This is a genomic window from Aliivibrio fischeri ATCC 7744 = JCM 18803 = DSM 507 (genome assembly GCF_023983475.1).
GTDB lineage: Bacteria > Pseudomonadota > Gammaproteobacteria > Enterobacterales > Vibrionaceae > Aliivibrio > Aliivibrio fischeri.
On sequence record NZ_CP092712.1, the window covers coordinates 520,973 to 537,859 of the forward strand.

15 protein-coding genes and 2 tRNA genes are annotated in these 16,887 nt (G+C 40.2%); 14 read left to right on the plus strand and 3 right to left on the minus strand.

What is annotated here, in order from left to right; all coding sequences use genetic code 11:
- Nucleotides 1-121: 121 nt before the first annotated feature.
- Both dacB and ompU read right to left on the minus strand, forming a co-directional pair.
- On the minus strand, nt 122-1,528 hold the full coding sequence (gene dacB / locus AVFI_RS02460; RefSeq protein WP_054775645.1) for a serine-type D-Ala-D-Ala carboxypeptidase: 1,407 nt from the start codon (nt 1,526-1,528) through the stop codon (nt 122-124).
- Nucleotides 1,529-1,670: 142 nt separating this feature from the next.
- Nucleotides 1,671-2,636, minus strand: coding sequence for a porin OmpU (gene ompU, locus AVFI_RS02465; RefSeq protein WP_026029223.1), 966 nt, complete (start codon nt 2,634-2,636; stop codon nt 1,671-1,673).
- Nucleotides 2,637-3,224: 588 nt separating this feature from the next.
- On the opposite strand from ompU, the gene greA reads away from it, so the two are divergent.
- Nucleotides 3,225-3,698, plus strand: coding sequence for a transcription elongation factor GreA (gene greA / locus AVFI_RS02470; RefSeq protein WP_011261251.1), 474 nt, complete (start codon nt 3,225-3,227; stop codon nt 3,696-3,698).
- Nucleotides 3,699-3,797: 99 nt separating this feature from the next.
- On the opposite strand, the gene yhbY is transcribed toward greA, so the two are convergent.
- The gene (gene yhbY, locus AVFI_RS02475) at nt 3,798-4,094 is read right to left on the minus strand and encodes a ribosome assembly RNA-binding protein YhbY (RefSeq protein WP_005417663.1); all 297 of its coding nucleotides are present in this window, start codon (nt 4,092-4,094) and stop codon (nt 3,798-3,800) included.
- A 118-nt stretch (nt 4,095-4,212) separates the two neighbouring features.
- Between yhbY and rlmE the strand changes: the two genes are divergently transcribed.
- From rlmE to rpsO, 13 genes are all read left to right on the plus strand, one after another.
- The gene (rlmE, locus tag AVFI_RS02480) at nt 4,213-4,842 is read left to right on the plus strand and encodes a 23S rRNA (uridine(2552)-2'-O)-methyltransferase RlmE (RefSeq protein ID WP_011261252.1); all 630 of its coding nucleotides are present in this window, start codon (nt 4,213-4,215) and stop codon (nt 4,840-4,842) included.
- 85 nt (nt 4,843-4,927) lie between these two features.
- Nucleotides 4,928-6,901: an ATP-dependent zinc metalloprotease FtsH gene (gene ftsH / locus AVFI_RS02485; protein WP_012532957.1), complete on the plus strand. Its 1,974-nt coding sequence runs from the start codon at nt 4,928-4,930 to the stop codon at nt 6,899-6,901.
- Between the two features lie 68 nt (nt 6,902-6,969).
- Nucleotides 6,970-7,806, plus strand: coding sequence for a dihydropteroate synthase (gene folP, locus AVFI_RS02490; protein WP_155662252.1), 837 nt, complete (start codon nt 6,970-6,972; stop codon nt 7,804-7,806).
- A 48-nt stretch (nt 7,807-7,854) separates the two neighbouring features.
- A complete protein-coding gene (gene glmM, locus AVFI_RS02495) occupies nt 7,855-9,192 on the plus strand; it encodes a phosphoglucosamine mutase (protein ID WP_054775648.1) in 1,338 nt (445 codons plus the stop codon).
- Nucleotides 9,193-9,343: 151 nt separating this feature from the next.
- On the plus strand, nt 9,344-9,676 hold the full coding sequence (gene secG, locus AVFI_RS02500; RefSeq protein WP_005417674.1) for a preprotein translocase subunit SecG: 333 nt from the start codon (nt 9,344-9,346) through the stop codon (nt 9,674-9,676).
- Nucleotides 9,677-9,685: 9 nt separating this feature from the next.
- Nucleotides 9,686-9,770 (plus strand) — tRNA-Leu (locus AVFI_RS02505).
- A gap of 69 nt (nt 9,771-9,839) precedes the next feature.
- Nucleotides 9,840-9,916, plus strand: a tRNA-Met gene (locus tag AVFI_RS02510).
- A gap of 164 nt (nt 9,917-10,080) precedes the next feature.
- Nucleotides 10,081-10,536, plus strand: coding sequence for a ribosome maturation factor RimP (rimP, locus tag AVFI_RS02515; RefSeq protein WP_005417676.1), 456 nt, complete (start codon nt 10,081-10,083; stop codon nt 10,534-10,536).
- 17 nt (nt 10,537-10,553) lie between these two features.
- Nucleotides 10,554-12,041, plus strand: a complete 1,488-nt coding sequence (gene nusA / locus AVFI_RS02520) for a transcription termination factor NusA (RefSeq protein ID WP_005417678.1) — start codon at nt 10,554-10,556, stop codon at nt 12,039-12,041.
- Between the two features lie 24 nt (nt 12,042-12,065).
- Nucleotides 12,066-14,747 carry a translation initiation factor IF-2 gene (infB, locus tag AVFI_RS02525; RefSeq protein WP_012532896.1) on the plus strand — a complete coding sequence of 894 codons (2,682 nt, stop codon included), beginning with the start codon at nt 12,066-12,068 and terminating at the stop codon, nt 14,745-14,747.
- A 112-nt stretch (nt 14,748-14,859) separates the two neighbouring features.
- A complete protein-coding gene (rbfA, locus tag AVFI_RS02530) occupies nt 14,860-15,267 on the plus strand; it encodes a 30S ribosome-binding factor RbfA (RefSeq protein ID WP_005417680.1) in 408 nt (135 codons plus the stop codon).
- The gene (gene truB, locus AVFI_RS02535) at nt 15,267-16,217 is read left to right on the plus strand and encodes a tRNA pseudouridine(55) synthase TruB (RefSeq protein WP_005417681.1); all 951 of its coding nucleotides are present in this window, start codon (nt 15,267-15,269) and stop codon (nt 16,215-16,217) included. The genes rbfA and truB overlap by 1 nt, the downstream gene beginning before the upstream one ends.
- Before the next feature lie 162 nt (nt 16,218-16,379).
- On the plus strand, nt 16,380-16,649 hold the full coding sequence (gene rpsO, locus AVFI_RS02540) for a 30S ribosomal protein S15 (protein ID WP_005417682.1): 270 nt from the start codon (nt 16,380-16,382) through the stop codon (nt 16,647-16,649).
- Nucleotides 16,650-16,887: the final 238 nt, after the last annotated feature.

Here is a 16,887-nt window from a genome sequence, read left to right on the forward strand (position 1 = left end):
GTTAAGTAATAATAAAAATCCCGAAGAATGAGAGTTCTTCGGGATTTTTTGGTTTATATCAAGATAACTAAACAGATTAGATTATTAATGGAATTAGTATTACTACTATTATTAGAAAACGCTACTCTTCTGATAATTCAATTAATTCTTGATAAAAGCTTTTCTCAAAGGTATCTATTGGTCGTTCAACCGGAGTGGCTCCTTCTTTTGCTACAACAGGGTGATAATCTGCAACAAATTGAACGAACAACTGAGGCTCTTTATTTTCTAAACCAACAAATCCTGCCATATTATAGCTACCAAATAGTGAACCACTCTTGGATTTCATGCTGCCTTTAATTGGCTCTTTACGCATGCTATTACGATACTTTAGGGTGCCATCAATACCAGAGGTTGGTAATAGCTCAATTAAACCTAGCTCTTTATCGTATTTATGAATGAATTGAAGAATGCTTTTCATTTGATTAGCGGTCATGCGGTTATTACGTGATAAACCAGAACCATCAACTAATACGGCATTACTTAAATCAATATCCGCTTGTTTGAGTAAGATATCTTTAATTGCCGCGGTGCCATTGGTGAAGCTACCCGGTTGCTGATAGTTTAAATGACCTAACATCTTAGTTAAGTTATCAGCATAATGGTTATCAGACTTTTTGAGCATATGGCCTAACAATTCCATTAATGGTTTTGAGTTATGTTGTGCTAATACATTTAAGTTGGTTAATTCAGCCTTTGGTGCGCCAAAACGAATTTCACCATTAAGTTTAATATTATGTTCAGCAAGGATTTTAGATACGGTTCTTTTTGTGAAATCTCTTGTATCTTGCACCGCAAATTTCAACGGAAGAGGTTTATTGCGCTTAACTAAACAGCCGTTTAGTTCATAATGGTTACCTTGAGTGGTTAACTCTAAGTCGCAGAACGTCGATTTTTGTTCTTCTCTGCTCACACTTTTAGCATAGCTAGAAAAAGAAATAGGCTGATGAATAGGTACAAAGACTCGGGTACTGCCATCCTCATGAGTGGTGATCGAAGCTTGAACACAGTTTTCATCAATACTTAATGCGCTTGATGGTGCGCTATAACAGACGCCTAAAATATCCCAAGGCCAGCCGACAGCTCGCTCATACCCAGTAAAGATACTTCCATCGATCCATAAATCACCTTGGATAGTTTTTAGTTCACTATCATTAAATAATTCAGAAAGTTGTTTTCGTGACAGAGAAGGATCACCAGAGAAAGTCAAAACAACATCTTTATCATCTTTATATAATGTTGTTGTAAACGTGAATTCAGTTCCTAAAGCCAAACGAGCTGCCAATGCAGTGGCAATTTTTAAGGTACTTGCTGGTGGCAATAGTTCATCTTGCTTTTGTTGAAACTCTATCTTATTTGATTGTAGATTTTCGACAGTAATAGCGGCTCTGCTACCAGATGGGAGAGAAGAAAGTGTCTCTTTAATATCAGCAATACTTGAAAAAGAAATGAGACTGAGTGCGATAAGGGAGTAACGGAAAAAAAACATGATGAGCTCAATTTGAAAATAATGAGTTATCTTAACGTCTGTTGATAATGATGTGTAATGAATTAGAAAAAATTCAGAAGGAGTCACAAATAAAAAACGCCCACCGAGGTGAGCGCTTTATTTAAGTAAGAGTTAAGACTGATTAGAAGTCGTAACGCATACCTAGAGCAACTTCGTCTTCTGTCATCGCTTTAGTGATACCTTTTGATGCATCGTCATCAAGAAGGTTCAGGTTGTAAGAGATGTAAGTACGGAAGTTTGCGTTGAAGAAGTAAGTAGCATCAACAGCAAAGTTGTCAGCGTTTTCGTTGTTAGCAACAGTTAGAGCATTTGTATCGTGGTCAGCGTTGTTGTACGTCGCTGTGAATACAGTTTTGCCCATTGTGTAAGCACCAGCTACTTCGAAACCTGTGTAGTCTAGGTCAACAACTTCACCTGTAGTGAATGTACCAGCGAAGTAGAAGTCGCCCATAGTCATCGAACCAGCAACCATTGCTTCGTTGTCTGTACCTTGATCAGCGTAACCAGCACCTAGTTTGAAACCAGAGTCACCGAATGCGTAGATACCAGAAGTAGAGAAGCCGTCGTTGCTTTCTTGGTTAGCTGCTGCATCATCAAAACGGTAGTTTGCTTTGAATGCGAAATCGCCAAATTGACCTTTGTAAGCAATTGCGTTGTCTTCACGGTCAGCTACTGCTAGTTTGTATGCAGCTGAGTTACCGTGGTAAGCCATGATATCAGTGAAGTCAGTGATAACACCTAGAGCACCATCGTTTTTACCGTAAGTTACTTCACCGAAGTTACCGCCGATACCTGCGTATGTGTAACGGTTTTCAAGGTTGCCGTTTGGATTTACTGCATCGTTAGTTGTAAATTCACCTTCCCAGAAACCAACACCGTATAGGCCGTCAGAAATTTGAGTTGTACCTTTAAAGTTTAGACGGATACGAGTGTTATCTGCTGCGTCACCATCTTTCATAGCTAGACGTGCTTCAGCACGGCCACCCATTTCGATAGATTGTGCTTCGTCTTTATAAAGTTCTGCTGCGTTTACTGCACCAGCTGAAGTAATTGCTGCTACTGCTAGAGCTAATACTTTTTTGTTCATCATTATTCTAATTCCTATAAGGGTGGAGGAGATTAATTTCCATTTTAAATGAAACGAACTGTTTATAACTTCTTATGTCTAAGAATTACCATCAGTTACCTTCACTGTTTCAATAAGACTATTTTCATGTGTAAAGGCACAAAAAGGTTAGTAAAACAATCTAAAAAGTGCAATTGAACAGCGTTTTTTATTATTTTTGTGTGATGTTGATCGTTATTTTTCAGTTGGTTACGTAAATAGAAGAAAGTTTGTCTGATTTTTGCGGTAAATGTAAATTTATGTTTTTTTGATTTTTGTTTTGGATCTTTATGTGAGCTTCTTCTCATTTTATTTAAATTTATATGGTTTAAATTGTTGATATTCAATATTTGAGACGGACTTCTTAATTTGCGTACTCGTCATTTTTGAAAACAATTCGCAGAAAGAAACAATAGATAGGTGATAAAAAAACTTTCTTTGTTTAAACTAGAGGAAATTAATATTTAACAGAAACACTTAAGGTCTACGCTCAATAGTCTGTTTATTGAGAGCCTTTGGTGGGATTTTTATTTGCTGAATTTCTGATTTCAGCTCTAGAGGTATATAAATATGGATAAGGTACCAATGACGGTACGTGGCGAAAAGCTACTGCGTGATGAATTAGAAGTATTATTAAAGCGTCGTCCTTTGATTTCAAAAGCGATCGGTGAAGCTCGTGAGCTAGGTGATTTAAAAGAAAATGCTGAATATCACGCAGCACGTGAAGAGCAAGGTATTTGTGAAGCACAGATCCGTGATATTGAATATAAGCTATCTGTAGCTCAGGTTATTGATGTAACTAAAATGACCAACACTGGTAAAGTTATTTTTGGTACAACAGTGACTTTAATTGATGTGAATACAGACGAAGAAGTGAAATACCAAATCGTTGCTGATGATGAAGCGAACATTAAAGAAGGTCGAATTTCTGTAAATTCACCGATTGCTCGTGGCTTGATTGGTAAAATGGAAGGGGATGAAGTAAACATTCAAACTCCTGGCGGTACGAAAGAGTTCGAAATTGACGCTGTAGATTACATTTAATATTTATTACTTGTATGAAACACAAAGGCCGCATAGTTAACTCTACTATAAAGATAACTACTACGGCCTTTTTAATTTCTTTAGACTAAATGAAAGAAATTATTTTCTAGGAATTTCGATTTTACGATCTTCGCTAGGACGGTATAAAACAAGTGTTTTACCGATAACTTGAACTTTTTCAGCTTCTGTTTCACGGATAATTGCTTCAACAATCAGTTGTTTAGTATCACGGTCTTCAGAAGCGACTTTAACTTTAATTAACTCGTGATGATTAAGTGCAATTTCAATCTCAGCTACTACAGCTTCTGTTAGACCATTTGCACCCATCAATACAACGGGTTTTAGGTTGTGAGCAAGACCTTTAAGGTATTGCTTCTGTTTTGTGCTTAGGTTCATATATACCCGATTTTTTCTATATTAAGGGTTGAAAACAGCCTATTCTAACGCCATCTAAGCAGGAAGACTATTTTTTGTTGCAGTCTTCTAATTTTAATTAAGTATTTTTAGGTAATGCATGAGTAAGAATAAAGTTTCAGCGAGCTCTGGTCGCTGGTTAAAAGAACATTTTGATGATAAATACGTTCTTGAGGCTCAAAAAAGGGGTTATCGCTCTCGTGCTATTTTTAAAATTGAAGAAATTCAAAATAAAGACAAGCTTTTAAAACCAGGAATGACAGTCGTTGACCTTGGTGCTGCACCTGGTGGCTGGTCACAATATGCGGTTGAGCAAGTTGGTGATGAAGGGCAAGTAATCGCTTGTGATATTTTACCAATGGATTCCATTGCTGGTGTAAGTTTTTTACAGGGGGACTTTAGGGAAGAAGCAGTATTGGATGCACTATTAGAGAGAATTCAACCTGATATGGTTGATGTTGTAATGTCTGATATGGCACCAAACATGAGTGGTAACTTAGCGGTAGATCAGCCTCGTGCGATGTACTTAGTTGAGTTAGCTTTGGATATGTGTCGTCAAGTTCTTGCACCAAATGGTAGCTTTACTGTAAAAGTATTCCAAGGCGAAGGCTTTGATCAGTACTTGCAAGAAGTGCGTAATATGTTCAAAGTAGTAAAAATCAGAAAGCCTGATTCATCACGTGCTCGTTCACGTGAAGTCTATATTGTAGCGACTGGTTACAAAGGATAAGTTTTACGTAGTAGATACAGAATATAAACTGTAGTACTCTGTCTTTCATCTATTTAGTTAACGCGGGGTTAACACCTTGAGTGACATGGCAAAAAATCTAATATTATGGCTGGTTATCGCTGTTGTTTTAATGTCGGTATTCCAGAGTTTTGGACCAGGTGATAGCTCTGGTCGTTCAATTGACTATACGACTTTTGTTAAAGAAGTAGGTAATAGTCAAGTACAAGAAGCAACCTTTAATAATCGTGAGATTAAGGTAATGAAGCGTGACGGCACTCGTTACGTAACATATATGCCAGTATTCCAAGATCCTAAGTTGCTTGATGACCTAATTAACCAAAATGTAATTGTTAAGGGTACGCCACCAGAAGAGCAGAGCTTACTTGAGTCTATCTTCATATCGTGGTTCCCAATGATTCTTCTTATTGGTGTTTGGATTTTCTTCATGCGTCAAATGCAAGGCGGCGGTGGCAAAGGAGCTATGTCCTTTGGCAAGAGTAAAGCCAAGATGATGACTGAAGAGCAAATCAAAACAACGTTTGATGATGTTGCTGGCTGTGATGAAGCAAAAGAAGACGTAAAAGAGTTAGTTGATTACTTACGTGAGCCAAGCCGTTTCCAAAAACTGGGTGGCAAAATTCCAACAGGTGTTTTATTGGTTGGTCCTCCAGGTACAGGTAAAACGTTAATTGCAAAAGCGATTGCCGGTGAAGCAAAAGTACCTTTCTTCTCAATTTCTGGTTCTGATTTTGTTGAGATGTTTGTTGGTGTTGGTGCGTCACGTGTTCGTGATATGTTTGAACAAGCGAAAAAATCATCACCTTGTATTATCTTCATTGATGAAATCGATGCTGTAGGTCGCCAACGTGGTGCAGGTGTTGGTGGTGGTAATGATGAGCGTGAGCAAACATTAAACCAAATGCTAGTTGAAATGGATGGTTTTGAAGGTAACGAAGGCATCATTGTTATTGCTGCGACGAACCGTCCAGACGTACTTGATGCAGCATTACTACGTCCAGGTCGTTTTGACCGTCAAGTTGTTGTGGGTCTACCTGACATCCGTGGTCGTGAGCAGATCCTTCAAGTTCATATGCGTAAAGTACCATTAGGTGCAGGCGTAGAACCGTCGTTAATTGCTCGTGGTACTCCAGGCTTCTCTGGTGCGGATCTAGCTAACTTAGTAAACGAAGCTGCTTTGTTTGCGGCGCGTGGAAATAAGCGTGTTGTTTCAATGGTTGAGTTTGAATTAGCGAAAGATAAAATCATGATGGGCGCAGAGCGTAAATCAATGGTTATGTCAGAAGAGACCAAAGAATCAACAGCATATCATGAAGCAGGTCACGCCATTGTTGGTCGTTTAGTTCCTGAGCATGATCCAGTATACAAAGTATCTATCATTCCACGTGGACGAGCGTTGGGTGTAACTATGTATCTACCAGAACAAGATCGTATCAGTATGAACCGTCAACATTTAGAATCGATGATTTCGAGTCTGTATGGTGGTCGTTTAGCTGAGGAATTGATTTACGGTGTTGATAAAGTATCAACTGGTGCGTCGAACGATATTGAACGTGCAACAGATATTGCTCGTAAAATGGTAACGCAATGGGGCTTCTCTGATGCTCTAGGTCCTCTACTGTATGCAGAAGATCAAGGCGACCCGTTCTCTGGTCACGGTGGTTCTCATCAATCTAAGCATGTTTCTCCAGAAACGCTTCAACTGATTGATGCTGAAATCCGTACTATTATTGACCGCAACTATGCTCGTGCAAGACAGATCCTTGAAGATAACATGGATATCATGCATGCAATGAAAGATGCGTTAATGAAGTTTGAAACCATTGATGCTGGTCAAATTGATGATCTTATGGATCGTAAAACTGACATTCGTGAGCCACAAGGTTGGGGAGATAATAACCCGCAGCCTCAAGCGAAGACTGAAACGCCAGTAGAAAAAGAAGAAACAGAATCAAAAGCAGAAGAGAAAGTTGAAGAAACAAAAGAACAACCAACTCCAACTGATGAAACAAAAAACGATTCTGAATCATCTGAAAAATAAGATGAAGTAAGATAAATTAAACCCCGAGTTATGCTCGGGGTTTTTGTATTTATTAAAGGTGTAGAGTAATGAAACTAATAAGCAAAAATAAATCCCTTTTATTAGATCGCTCTCATGTCATGGGCATACTGAACGTAACACCTGACTCTTTTTCGGATGGTGGCCAATTTACTCATCTGGATGCAGCACTTAAACAAGCTGAAAAAATGGTTAATGCTGGAGTGAGCTTTATTGATATTGGCGGCGAGTCAACACGACCTGGCGCGCCAGAAGTGTCATTGCAACAAGAATTAGACCGTGTATTACCGATTATTGAAGCGGTTCATCAACGATTTGATACATGGATTTCAATCGATACCAGTAAAGCTATTGTGATGCAAGAGGCAGTAAAAGCAGGTGCTGATTTAATTAATGATGTTCGAGCACTACAAGAACCAAATGCACTACAAGTAGCAGCAGAAGCCAATGTTCCAATTTGTTTGATGCACATGCAAGGTCAACCTAGAACCATGCAATCTAATCCTTCTTACCAAGACTTGTTTTCTGATATATCTGACTTTTTAAGTGAAAGAATCGATGCATGCCAATCGGTTGGTATCGCAAAAGATAAGTTAATTCTCGATCCTGGATTTGGTTTTGGTAAAACCTTAGCGCATAATTACCTGCTTCTTGCTGAGTTAGAGCGTTTTCATCAATTTGGTTTACCGCTTCTTGCTGGGATGTCGAGAAAATCGATGGTTTTTAAGTTACTAGATGTAGAGCCGAAAATGGCAGTATCTGGTAGCTTGGCTTGTGCAACGATTGCAGCCATGAAAGGGGCGCAAATTATTCGTGTTCATGATTTTGAACAAACGATGGATATCGTAAAGGTTTGCCAAGCAACTTTAGAACAATCTCCTCATTAAAGAGTTGTTCAATTTAAATAAATTATTAAAAAAAACATGGAGTACAACATGGCTGAACGTAAATATTTCGGAACCGATGGCGTTCGAGGATTAGTAGGGCAAGCACCTATCACACCTGATTTTGTTATGAAGCTTGGCTGGGCTGCAGGACAAGTTTTAGCTAAGCAAGGCACAAAAAAAGTCATTATTGGTAAAGATACACGTATTTCTGGTTATATGCTTGAATCAGCATTAGAAGCAGGTTTAGCAGCTGCTGGATTACAAGCTAAATTTACGGGTCCGATGCCAACTCCAGCTGTGGCTTACCTTACTCAGACATTTCGTGCAGAAGCAGGTATTGTGATTTCAGCTTCTCATAATCCATACTACGATAATGGCATTAAATTCTTCTCATCAGAAGGGACAAAACTTCCAGATGACGTTGAAATGGCGATTGAAGCAGAGCTTGATAAGCCAATGACATGTGTTGAATCTGCTTTACTTGGTAAAGCCTCTCGTCTTAATGATGCTGCCGGTCGTTACATTGAATTCTGTAAAAGTACCTTTCCTAAAGAGTTAAGTCTTGCTGGTTTAAAAATCGTTATCGATTGTGCAAATGGTGCAACGTATCATATTGCTCCGAATGTATTTAAAGAGCTAGGTGCAGAGATCATCACAATCGGTTGTGAGCCAAACGGAACCAATATTAATCATGAAGTAGGTGCTACTGATGTTCGTGCTCTTCAAGCTAAAGTTGTTGAAGAAAAAGCGGATTTTGGTGTGGCATTTGATGGCGATGGTGACCGTATCATCATGGTTGATGAGTTTGGTGAAAAAGTAGATGGCGACCAGATTGCGTACATCATTGCTCGTGACGCGCTACGTCGTGGTGAGTTAAAAGGTGGTGTGGTTGGTACATTGATGACAAATATGGGCATGGAGGTTGCTTTACGTAATCTTGGCATTCCATTTGTTCGTTCAGATGTTGGTGATCGCTATGTGATGGAAAAGCTTTTGGAAAACAATTGGTTAATTGGTGCTGAGAATTCAGGTCACGTTATCCTTTTAGATAAAGTAACGACGGGTGATGCGATTGTTGCAGCGCTTCAAGTTATTGCATCTATTGTTGGTAGTAAAATGTCATTAAAAGAATTATGTGATGGCATGAGTATGTTCCCACAAATTTTAGTGAATGTTCGATTTGCAGGAGATAATGATCCTCTTGAATCGGAAGCAGTAAAAGCCGCTCAAGCTGATGTGGAAGCTAAATTAGGTGATAATGGCCGCGTATTATTACGTAAGTCAGGTACAGAGCCTTTAATTCGCGTTATGGTTGAAGGTGAAAATGCGGAATTGGTGACACAATATGCGCAGCAAATTGCGGATGCAGTGAAAGAAAGCTGCTAATTTGAGCAATTAAATGAAATTGAACGTTTTTTGTTAATTTTAACTTGTCATAGTAGCCTAGTTTGGTTAATATCCTTCGGCCTCTTAATTGAGAGGGCGCTGGTGTTGCCAATAGGCTACCGGTACATTAATTAGATACATGGGTGACGGAATGCATACGATTCTACTTGTGATTTATCTGATTGCCGCAGTCGGTGTAATTGGCCTAGTATTGGTACAACACGGTAAAGGCGCAGATATGGGAGCTTCATTTGGGGCTGGGGCATCAAATACTGTATTTGGCTCTAGTGGCTCTGGAAACTTTTTAACCCGAATGACTGCAATTTGTGCAACAGTATTTTTTGTTATCAGTTTAGCATTAGGCAACATGTCTACGCATAAATCTGAAGGTTTTGATCTTAAATTAGATCAACAAGCGACAGAGCAAGTAACTGACAACGCGAGCGATGTTCCTGCAACTGAAGACAGCGACGTTCCTCTTTAAAAGAATTTAGCCGAGATGGTGAAATTGGTAGACACGCTAGCATGAGGTGCTAGTGCCTTATGGTGTGAGGGTTCAAGTCCCTCTCTCGGCACCATATTCAGACGAGAATCTGATTCTTGTAATAAAAGCATAAAGAAACTATAATTTCTTTGTTCTTTTCGGACGCGGGATGGAGCAGCTTGGTAGCTCGTCGGGCTCATAATCCGAAGGTCGTCGGTTCAAATCCGGCTCCCGCAACCAATTACTTAAATAAGAGTTATTGCTATTATTTAAGTAAGTCACGCAAGTGGCATTCAGGGTCCAGCAGTATTAAACCCCGCAATTACGGGGTTTTTTGCTATCTGAAACAGACTGTTTTTTAAGAATTGGGCCTTGAGCCCTTTTTTTGTTTTCAGGGGATATCAATGACAGGATTAGAAAGACAACTAACAGAAATGCTTGAGGCTCCTGTTGGTGCTTTAGGTTATGAATTGGTTGGTTTAGAATTCGTACGTGCGGGTGAACACTCAACACTACGTGTATTCATCGACCATGAAAATGGCATCTTTGTGGAAGACTGTGCAGAAGCCAGTCGTCAAATCAGTGCAGTAATGGATGTAGAAGATCCAATTACAGTAGCATATAACCTAGAGGTTTCGTCTCCAGGTCTTGAACGTCCACTGTTTAAAGCAGCACATTATCAACAATTTGTTGGTCACGAGGTCAGCCTTGTATTAAAGATGCCGATGAATAACCGTCGTAAATGGAAAGGTGACATCCTTGAAGTTAACGGTGAAATTGTTACGGTTACAGTTGATGGTAACAATGAAGAATTTGCGTTAAGCAACATTTCAAAGGCGAACTTAGTTCCTAAATTTTAAGGCTTGAAGAGGCTAAAATGAACAAAGAAATCTTAGCTGTTGTAGAAGCAGTATCAAATGAAAAAGCTGTTCCTCGTGAGCGAATTTTTGAAGCATTAGAAATCGCGCTTGCAACAGCAACAAAGAAAAAATCTGAAATGGAAATTGAAGTACGTGTTGCGATCGATCGCAAAACTGGTGACTTCGAAACATTCCGTCGTTGGGTTGCAGTAGAAAACGTTGAAAATCCAACGCTTGAAATTTCTATTGAAGCAGCACAGTTTGAAGATGAAACTATCGAAGTTGGTGGTTACATTGAAGATGATATCGAGTCAGTAACATTTGACCGTATTACAACTCAAACAGCGAAACAAGTTATCGTACAAAAAGTACGTGAAGCTGAGCGTGCAATGATCGTTGAGCAGTTTATTGATAACGAAGGTGAGCTAATCACAGGTATCGTTAAAAAAGTAAACCGCGATGCAATCATCGTTGATCTTGGTAACAACGCTGAAGCGGTAATTTTACGTGAAGACCAACTTCCTCGTGAAAACTTCCGTCCAGGTGACCGTGTTCGTGGTCTGCTATATGCAGTTAAACCTGAAGCACGTGGTTTCCAATTATTCATGACACGTTCAAAAGGCGTAATGCTAACTGAATTGTTCCGCGTAGAAGTACCTGAAATTGGCGAAGAGCTAATTGAATTAAAAGGTGCAGCTCGTGATCCTGGTTCTCGTGCTAAGATCGCAGTTAAAACTAACGACAAACGTATTGATCCTGTTGGTGCGTGTGTTGGTATGCGTGGTGCACGTGTACAAGCTGTATCTGGTGAGCTTGGTGGTGAGCGTATTGATATCGTGCTTTGGGATGATAACCCTGCGCAATTTGTTATCAATGCAATGGCTCCAGCAGAAGTTGCTTCAATCATTGTTGATGAAGACAACAATACAATGGATATCGCTGTTGAAGCTGATAACCTAGCACAAGCAATTGGTCGTAGTGGTCAAAACGTACGTCTAGCATCTCAACTGACTGGTTGGGAACTAAACGTTATGACGGTTGCTGATCTTAACAAAAAGCACCAAGAAGAAGCGCAAGGTTCTATTGATGCATTCGTTAAGCATTTAGATATCGATGCAGACTTTGCTCAACTATTAGTTGAAGAAGGTTTCACTACTCTAGAAGAAATCGCTTACGTACCTGTAAATGAACTTCTAGAAATTGAAGAGTTAGATGAAGATACTGTTGATGCTCTACGTACTCGTGCGAAAGAAGCGTTAACAACATTAGCTCTAGCTCAAGAAGAATCATTAGATGGTGTTGAACCAGCTGAAGACCTACTTGCTCTTGAAGGCTTAGAGCGTGAGCTTGCTTTCAAACTTGCAGCTAAAGGTGTTATTACACTTGAAGACCTTGCAGACCAAGGTGTTGATGAACTGTCTGATATTGAAAATCTAACAGAAGAGCGTGCTGGTGAGTTAATCATGGCTGCTCGTAACATCTGTTGGTTTAGTGACGAAGAATAATAATAGCAAGCAAGGAGAAGCGGTATGACAAAGCTTACGGTAAAAGCACTTAGTGAAGAAATTGGAACTCCAGTTGACCGCTTACTTCAGCAATTTTCGGATGCTGGTATTAATAAAAAAGACGGAGACTCTGTTTCTGAAGGTGAAAAACAATCTTTGTTAGTACACTTAAAGAAAGAGCATGGTAGTGCTGATGATAGTGCATCGCCTACGCGTCTAACTCTTCAACGCAAAACTCGTAGCACATTAAGTGTTGCGGGAAGCGGCGGTAAAAGTAAAGATGTGCAAGTAGAAGTTCGTAAAAAACGTACTTATGTAAAAGCAAGCGCACTTGAAGAAGAGAAAAAAGCTGAGCAACTGAAAGCAGAAGCTGAAGAACAAGCCAAACGCGATGCAGAGGAAGCTGCAGTTCGCGAACTTGAACAAAAAGCACAACGTGAAGCGGAAGAGCAGGCGAAACGTGAAGCTGAGGCAGAAGCCAAAGCAAAACGTGAAGCTGAAGAAAAAGCGAAACGTGCTGAAGCTGATAAGGCTAAAAAAGAAATGACTAAGAAAAACGAACAAGCGAAAAAAGAAGCTGATGAGCTTAAAGCTCGTCAGGAACTAGAAGCGACTCGTAAAGCAGAAGCTGAAGCGGCAAAATTAGTAGAAGAAGCTCGTAAACTGGCTGAAGAAAATGAAGCTCGTTGGAAAGAAGAAGAGCAGAAGAAATCAGCAGCTGAAAAAGATGCAGATTACCATGTAACCACTTCTTCTCATGCGCGTGAAGCTGAAGATGCAGCTGATCGTAAAGAAGAGCAACAACCTCGCCGTCGTAAGAAAAAAGCAAAACCAGCAGAAGCTGCTGCTCCTCGTGGTGGTCGTAACCAACGCGGTGGTCGTAATAAGAAAGCACAAGTTAACAAACCTACTTCAATGCAGCATGGCTTTGATAAGTCAGCGACAGTTGCTAAGCAAGACGTTGCTATCGGTGAAACAATCGTTGTTTCTGAACTAGCAAGCAAAATGTCTGTTAAAGCAACAGAAGTAATCAAAGTTATGATGAAGATGGGCGCTATGGCGACTATCAACCAAGTGATTGACCAAGAAACTGCACAACTTGTAGCAGAAGAAATGGGTCACAAAGTTATTCTTCGTAAAGAAAATGAATTAGAAGAAGCAGTACTATCTGATCGTGACAACAGTGCTGAAGCTGAAGGTCGTGCTCCAGTAGTAACTATCATGGGTCACGTTGACCATGGTAAAACTTCTACACTTGACTACATTCGTCGTGCACACGTTGCTGACGCTGAAGCTGGTGGTATTACACAACACATCGGTGCATACCACGTTGAAACTGACAACGGTATGATCACTTTCCTTGATACTCCTGGACACGCAGCGTTTACCGCTATGCGTGCTCGTGGTGCTCAAGCGACAGATATCGTTGTTCTTGTTGTTGCTGCAGATGATGGTGTTATGCCACAAACAATCGAAGCTATCCAACACGCAAAAGCGGCTGGTGTACCTCTGATTGTTGCTGTAAACAAGATCGATAAAGAAGGTGCTAACCCAGATAACGTTAAAAATGAGCTTGCTCAATATGACGTTATTCCTGAAGAGTGGGGCGGAGAGAATATCTTTGTTCATATCTCAGCTAAGCAAGGTACCAACATTGACGGTCTTCTAGAAGCAATTCTTCTTCAGTCTGAAGTTCTAGAACTTACTGCTGTAAGAGAAGGCATGGCGTCAGGTGTTGTTGTTGAATCTCGCCTTGATAAAGGTCGCGGTCCTGTAGCAACAGTTCTTGTTCAATCAGGTACTCTTAACAAAGGCGATATCGTTCTTTGTGGTCAAGAATACGGCCGTGTTCGTGCTATGCGCGATGAAAACGGTAAAGATATTGAATCAGCTGGCCCATCTATCCCTGTTGAGATCCTTGGTCTTTCAGGTGTACCTGCATCAGGTGACGAAGCAACAGTAGTTCGTGATGAGCGTAAAGCACGTGAAGTTGCAAACTACCGTCAAGGTAAATTCCGTGATGTTAAACTAGCACGTCAACAAAAAGCTAAGCTTGAAAACATGTTTGCTAACATGGAAGCGGGTGAAGTTGCTGAGCTAAACGTAGTACTTAAAGCTGACGTTCAAGGTTCTGTTGAAGCGATTGCTGATTCACTACTTAAACTGTCTACTGACGAAGTTAAAGTTAACATCGTAGGTTCTGGTGTTGGTGGTATTACTGAAACTGATGCAACTCTTGCAGCAGCGTCTAATGCAATCATTCTTGGTTTCAACGTTCGTGCTGATGCAACGGCTCGTCGTACTGTTGAAAACGAAAACCTAGATCTTCGTTACTACTCAATCATCTACCAATTGATCGATGAAGTTAAAGCTGCAATGGGCGGTATGCTTGCTCCTGAGTTTAAACAAGAAATCATTGGTCTTGCTCAAGTTCGTGACGTATTTAAGTCGCCTAAACTTGGTGCAATCGCTGGTTGTATGGTTACTGAAGGTACGATTAAGCGTAGCAACCCAATTCGTGTTCTACGTGATAACGTAGTAATTTACGAAGGTGAGCTAGAGTCACTACGTCGCTTTAAAGATGACGTAGCTGAAGTTAAAAATGGTTACGAGTGTGGTATCGGCGTTAAGAACTACAACGACGTACGCGTTGGTGACCAAATCGAAGTATTCGAAATCGTTGAGATCAAACGTACTCTTGACTAATTGACTATAATTACTAACGTTATCTTTTAAAGGTAAGTAGTAATCGGTTGTTGAATACACCATGGGGGGCTGGTAATTACCAAGCCCCCCATCTTTCTAAGAGAGAAAAGATATGTCAAAAGAATTTAGCCGCACACAGCGTGTGTCGCAACAATTACAAAAAGAACTAGCAGTTATGCTACAACGTGAAGTTCGTGATTCACGTATCGGTATGGTGACTATTTCTGATGTAGAAGTATCACGTGATTTAGCTTATGCAAAAGTATTCGTGACTTTCTTCTGTGTTGGTGATCAAACTCCTGAATCAAGCTTAGCCGCTCTAAAAGAGCACGAGCCATCATTACGTATGATGCTTGGCAAGCGCATTCGTTTACGTCTAACTCCTGAAATTCGTTTTACTTACGACAACACACTTGTTGAAGGTATGCGTATGTCTAACTTAGTAACTGATGTTGTTAATACAGATAAACGTAAAATGGCAGAATCAGGCCGCACCGAATCAGATGAAGGTGAAGAGTAATGGCTCGCCGTCGTAAGGGTCGTCCGGTTAATGGTGTTATCTTAATTGATAAACCAACAGGTATTACTTCAAACGATACTCTGCAAAAAGTTAAACGCATTTACTTTGCTGAAAAAGCAGGCCATACAGGTGCACTTGATCCTCTAGCAACAGGTATGCTTCCTATTTGCTTAGGTGAAGCAACGAAGTTTTCCCAGTTTCTTTTAGACTCTGATAAACGCTACCGTGTTGTCGCTAAACTAGGTGAGCGTACGAATACATCAGACTCTGATGGTGAAGTGGTTCAAACTCGTGAAGTAAAAGTGGATCGCGGTCAGCTAGAGCGTTGTATTGCGAAATTCCGTGGTACAACGGATCAAATTCCATCAATGTTTTCAGCATTAAAATACCAAGGTCGTCCTTTGTATGAGTATGCACGTGAAGGCATTGAAGTACCTCGCGAGTCACGTAAGATCACTGTTTATTCTATTGAATTGCTCCGTTTTGAAGGACATGAAGTAGAAATGGAAGTACATTGTTCAAAAGGTACTTACATTCGTACGATCACTGATGATTTGGGTGAAATGCTGGGTTGCGGTGCGCACGTAACTTATTTACGTCGTACAGGCGTGTCGAACTACCCATATGAGAATATGGTAACGATCGAAGACCTAGAAGCATTACTTGAGCAAGCACATCGTGAAGAACGAGCTCCTCGTGAGTTGCTTGATCCATTATTAATGCCAATGGACTCAGCAGTACAAGATTTACCTGAAGTAAATATGATCCCTGAATTGGCAGATCATGTTTTACATGGTCAACCGGTACAAGTGTTTGGTGCTCCACAAGATGGCATCGTTCGTATGACATCGGGTGATGAACGTTTATTCATTGGTGTTGGTCACATTGATGACGATGGTCGTGTTGCTCCTAAGCGTTTAGTTGTTTTTCGAGATGAAGAAGAAAAATAATTAATCCTGAGCTTCAAAAGAATAGAAAGAGCAAAAGCTGTTGGTTTTTGCTCTTTTTTTATTGCTTTATTATTGTTCATCCGTATAATTCGCCCTTCGCGTAGTGGCTGAATCAGAGATTGGCTACTACAAATATTAAACTACTCTTATCAGGAGAGAATTATGTCTCTGAATGCAGAAACTAAAGCAGCAATCGTTGCTGAATACGCACAATCTGAAGGCGACACAGGTTCACCAGAAGTACAAGTAGCACTACTAACTGCTTCTATCAACCACCTTCAAGGTCACTTTGCTAATCACAAGCACGATCACCACAGCCGTCGTGGTCTACTACGTATGGTTTCTAGCCGTCGTAAGCTTCTTGATTACCTAAAAGGCAAAAACCTTGCTCGTTACCAAGATCTAATCAAACGTCTAGGCCTACGTCGCTAATTTGCGATGTCTGTAAAGACAGTTTGACGAAAAGGAGCGTTTATCGCTCCTTTTTTTATGCTCTAAAATCTCCTTTTTCATTCCTGAAACTCGCATCTTCCCCTAATTGAGGTATACTGTGCCTCGTTGAAATTGCTCAGTAGTAATTTTGATAAAACTATCCAATTCATCATATTACAGTCACCGAAGTCGGCCACTAGGTCGCGGCTATTACAAATTGTCTTTAGTGAAGTCAATT

Bases quoted from the DNA above. Each gene is read 5' to 3' on its own strand.
- dacB (WP_054775645.1), bottom strand. From the start codon at position 1,528: ATGTTTTTTTTCCGTTACTCCCTTATCGCACTCAGTCTCATTTCTTTT.
- ompU (WP_026029223.1), bottom strand. From the start codon at position 2,636: ATGAACAAAAAAGTATTAGCTCTAGCAGTAGCAGCAATTACTTCAGCT.
- greA (WP_011261251.1), top strand. From the start codon at position 3,225: ATGGATAAGGTACCAATGACGGTACGTGGCGAAAAGCTACTGCGTGAT.
- yhbY (WP_005417663.1), bottom strand. From the start codon at position 4,094: ATGAACCTAAGCACAAAACAGAAGCAATACCTTAAAGGTCTTGCTCAC.
- rlmE (WP_011261252.1), top strand. From the start codon at position 4,213: ATGAGTAAGAATAAAGTTTCAGCGAGCTCTGGTCGCTGGTTAAAAGAA.
- ftsH (WP_012532957.1), top strand. From the start codon at position 4,928: ATGGCAAAAAATCTAATATTATGGCTGGTTATCGCTGTTGTTTTAATG.
- folP (WP_155662252.1), top strand. From the start codon at position 6,970: ATGAAACTAATAAGCAAAAATAAATCCCTTTTATTAGATCGCTCTCAT.
- glmM (WP_054775648.1), top strand. From the start codon at position 7,855: ATGGCTGAACGTAAATATTTCGGAACCGATGGCGTTCGAGGATTAGTA.
- secG (WP_005417674.1), top strand. From the start codon at position 9,344: ATGCATACGATTCTACTTGTGATTTATCTGATTGCCGCAGTCGGTGTA.
- rimP (WP_005417676.1), top strand. From the start codon at position 10,081: ATGACAGGATTAGAAAGACAACTAACAGAAATGCTTGAGGCTCCTGTT.
- nusA (WP_005417678.1), top strand. From the start codon at position 10,554: ATGAACAAAGAAATCTTAGCTGTTGTAGAAGCAGTATCAAATGAAAAA.
- infB (WP_012532896.1), top strand. From the start codon at position 12,066: ATGACAAAGCTTACGGTAAAAGCACTTAGTGAAGAAATTGGAACTCCA.
- rbfA (WP_005417680.1), top strand. From the start codon at position 14,860: ATGTCAAAAGAATTTAGCCGCACACAGCGTGTGTCGCAACAATTACAA.
- truB (WP_005417681.1), top strand. From the start codon at position 15,267: ATGGCTCGCCGTCGTAAGGGTCGTCCGGTTAATGGTGTTATCTTAATT.
- rpsO (WP_005417682.1), top strand. From the start codon at position 16,380: ATGTCTCTGAATGCAGAAACTAAAGCAGCAATCGTTGCTGAATACGCA.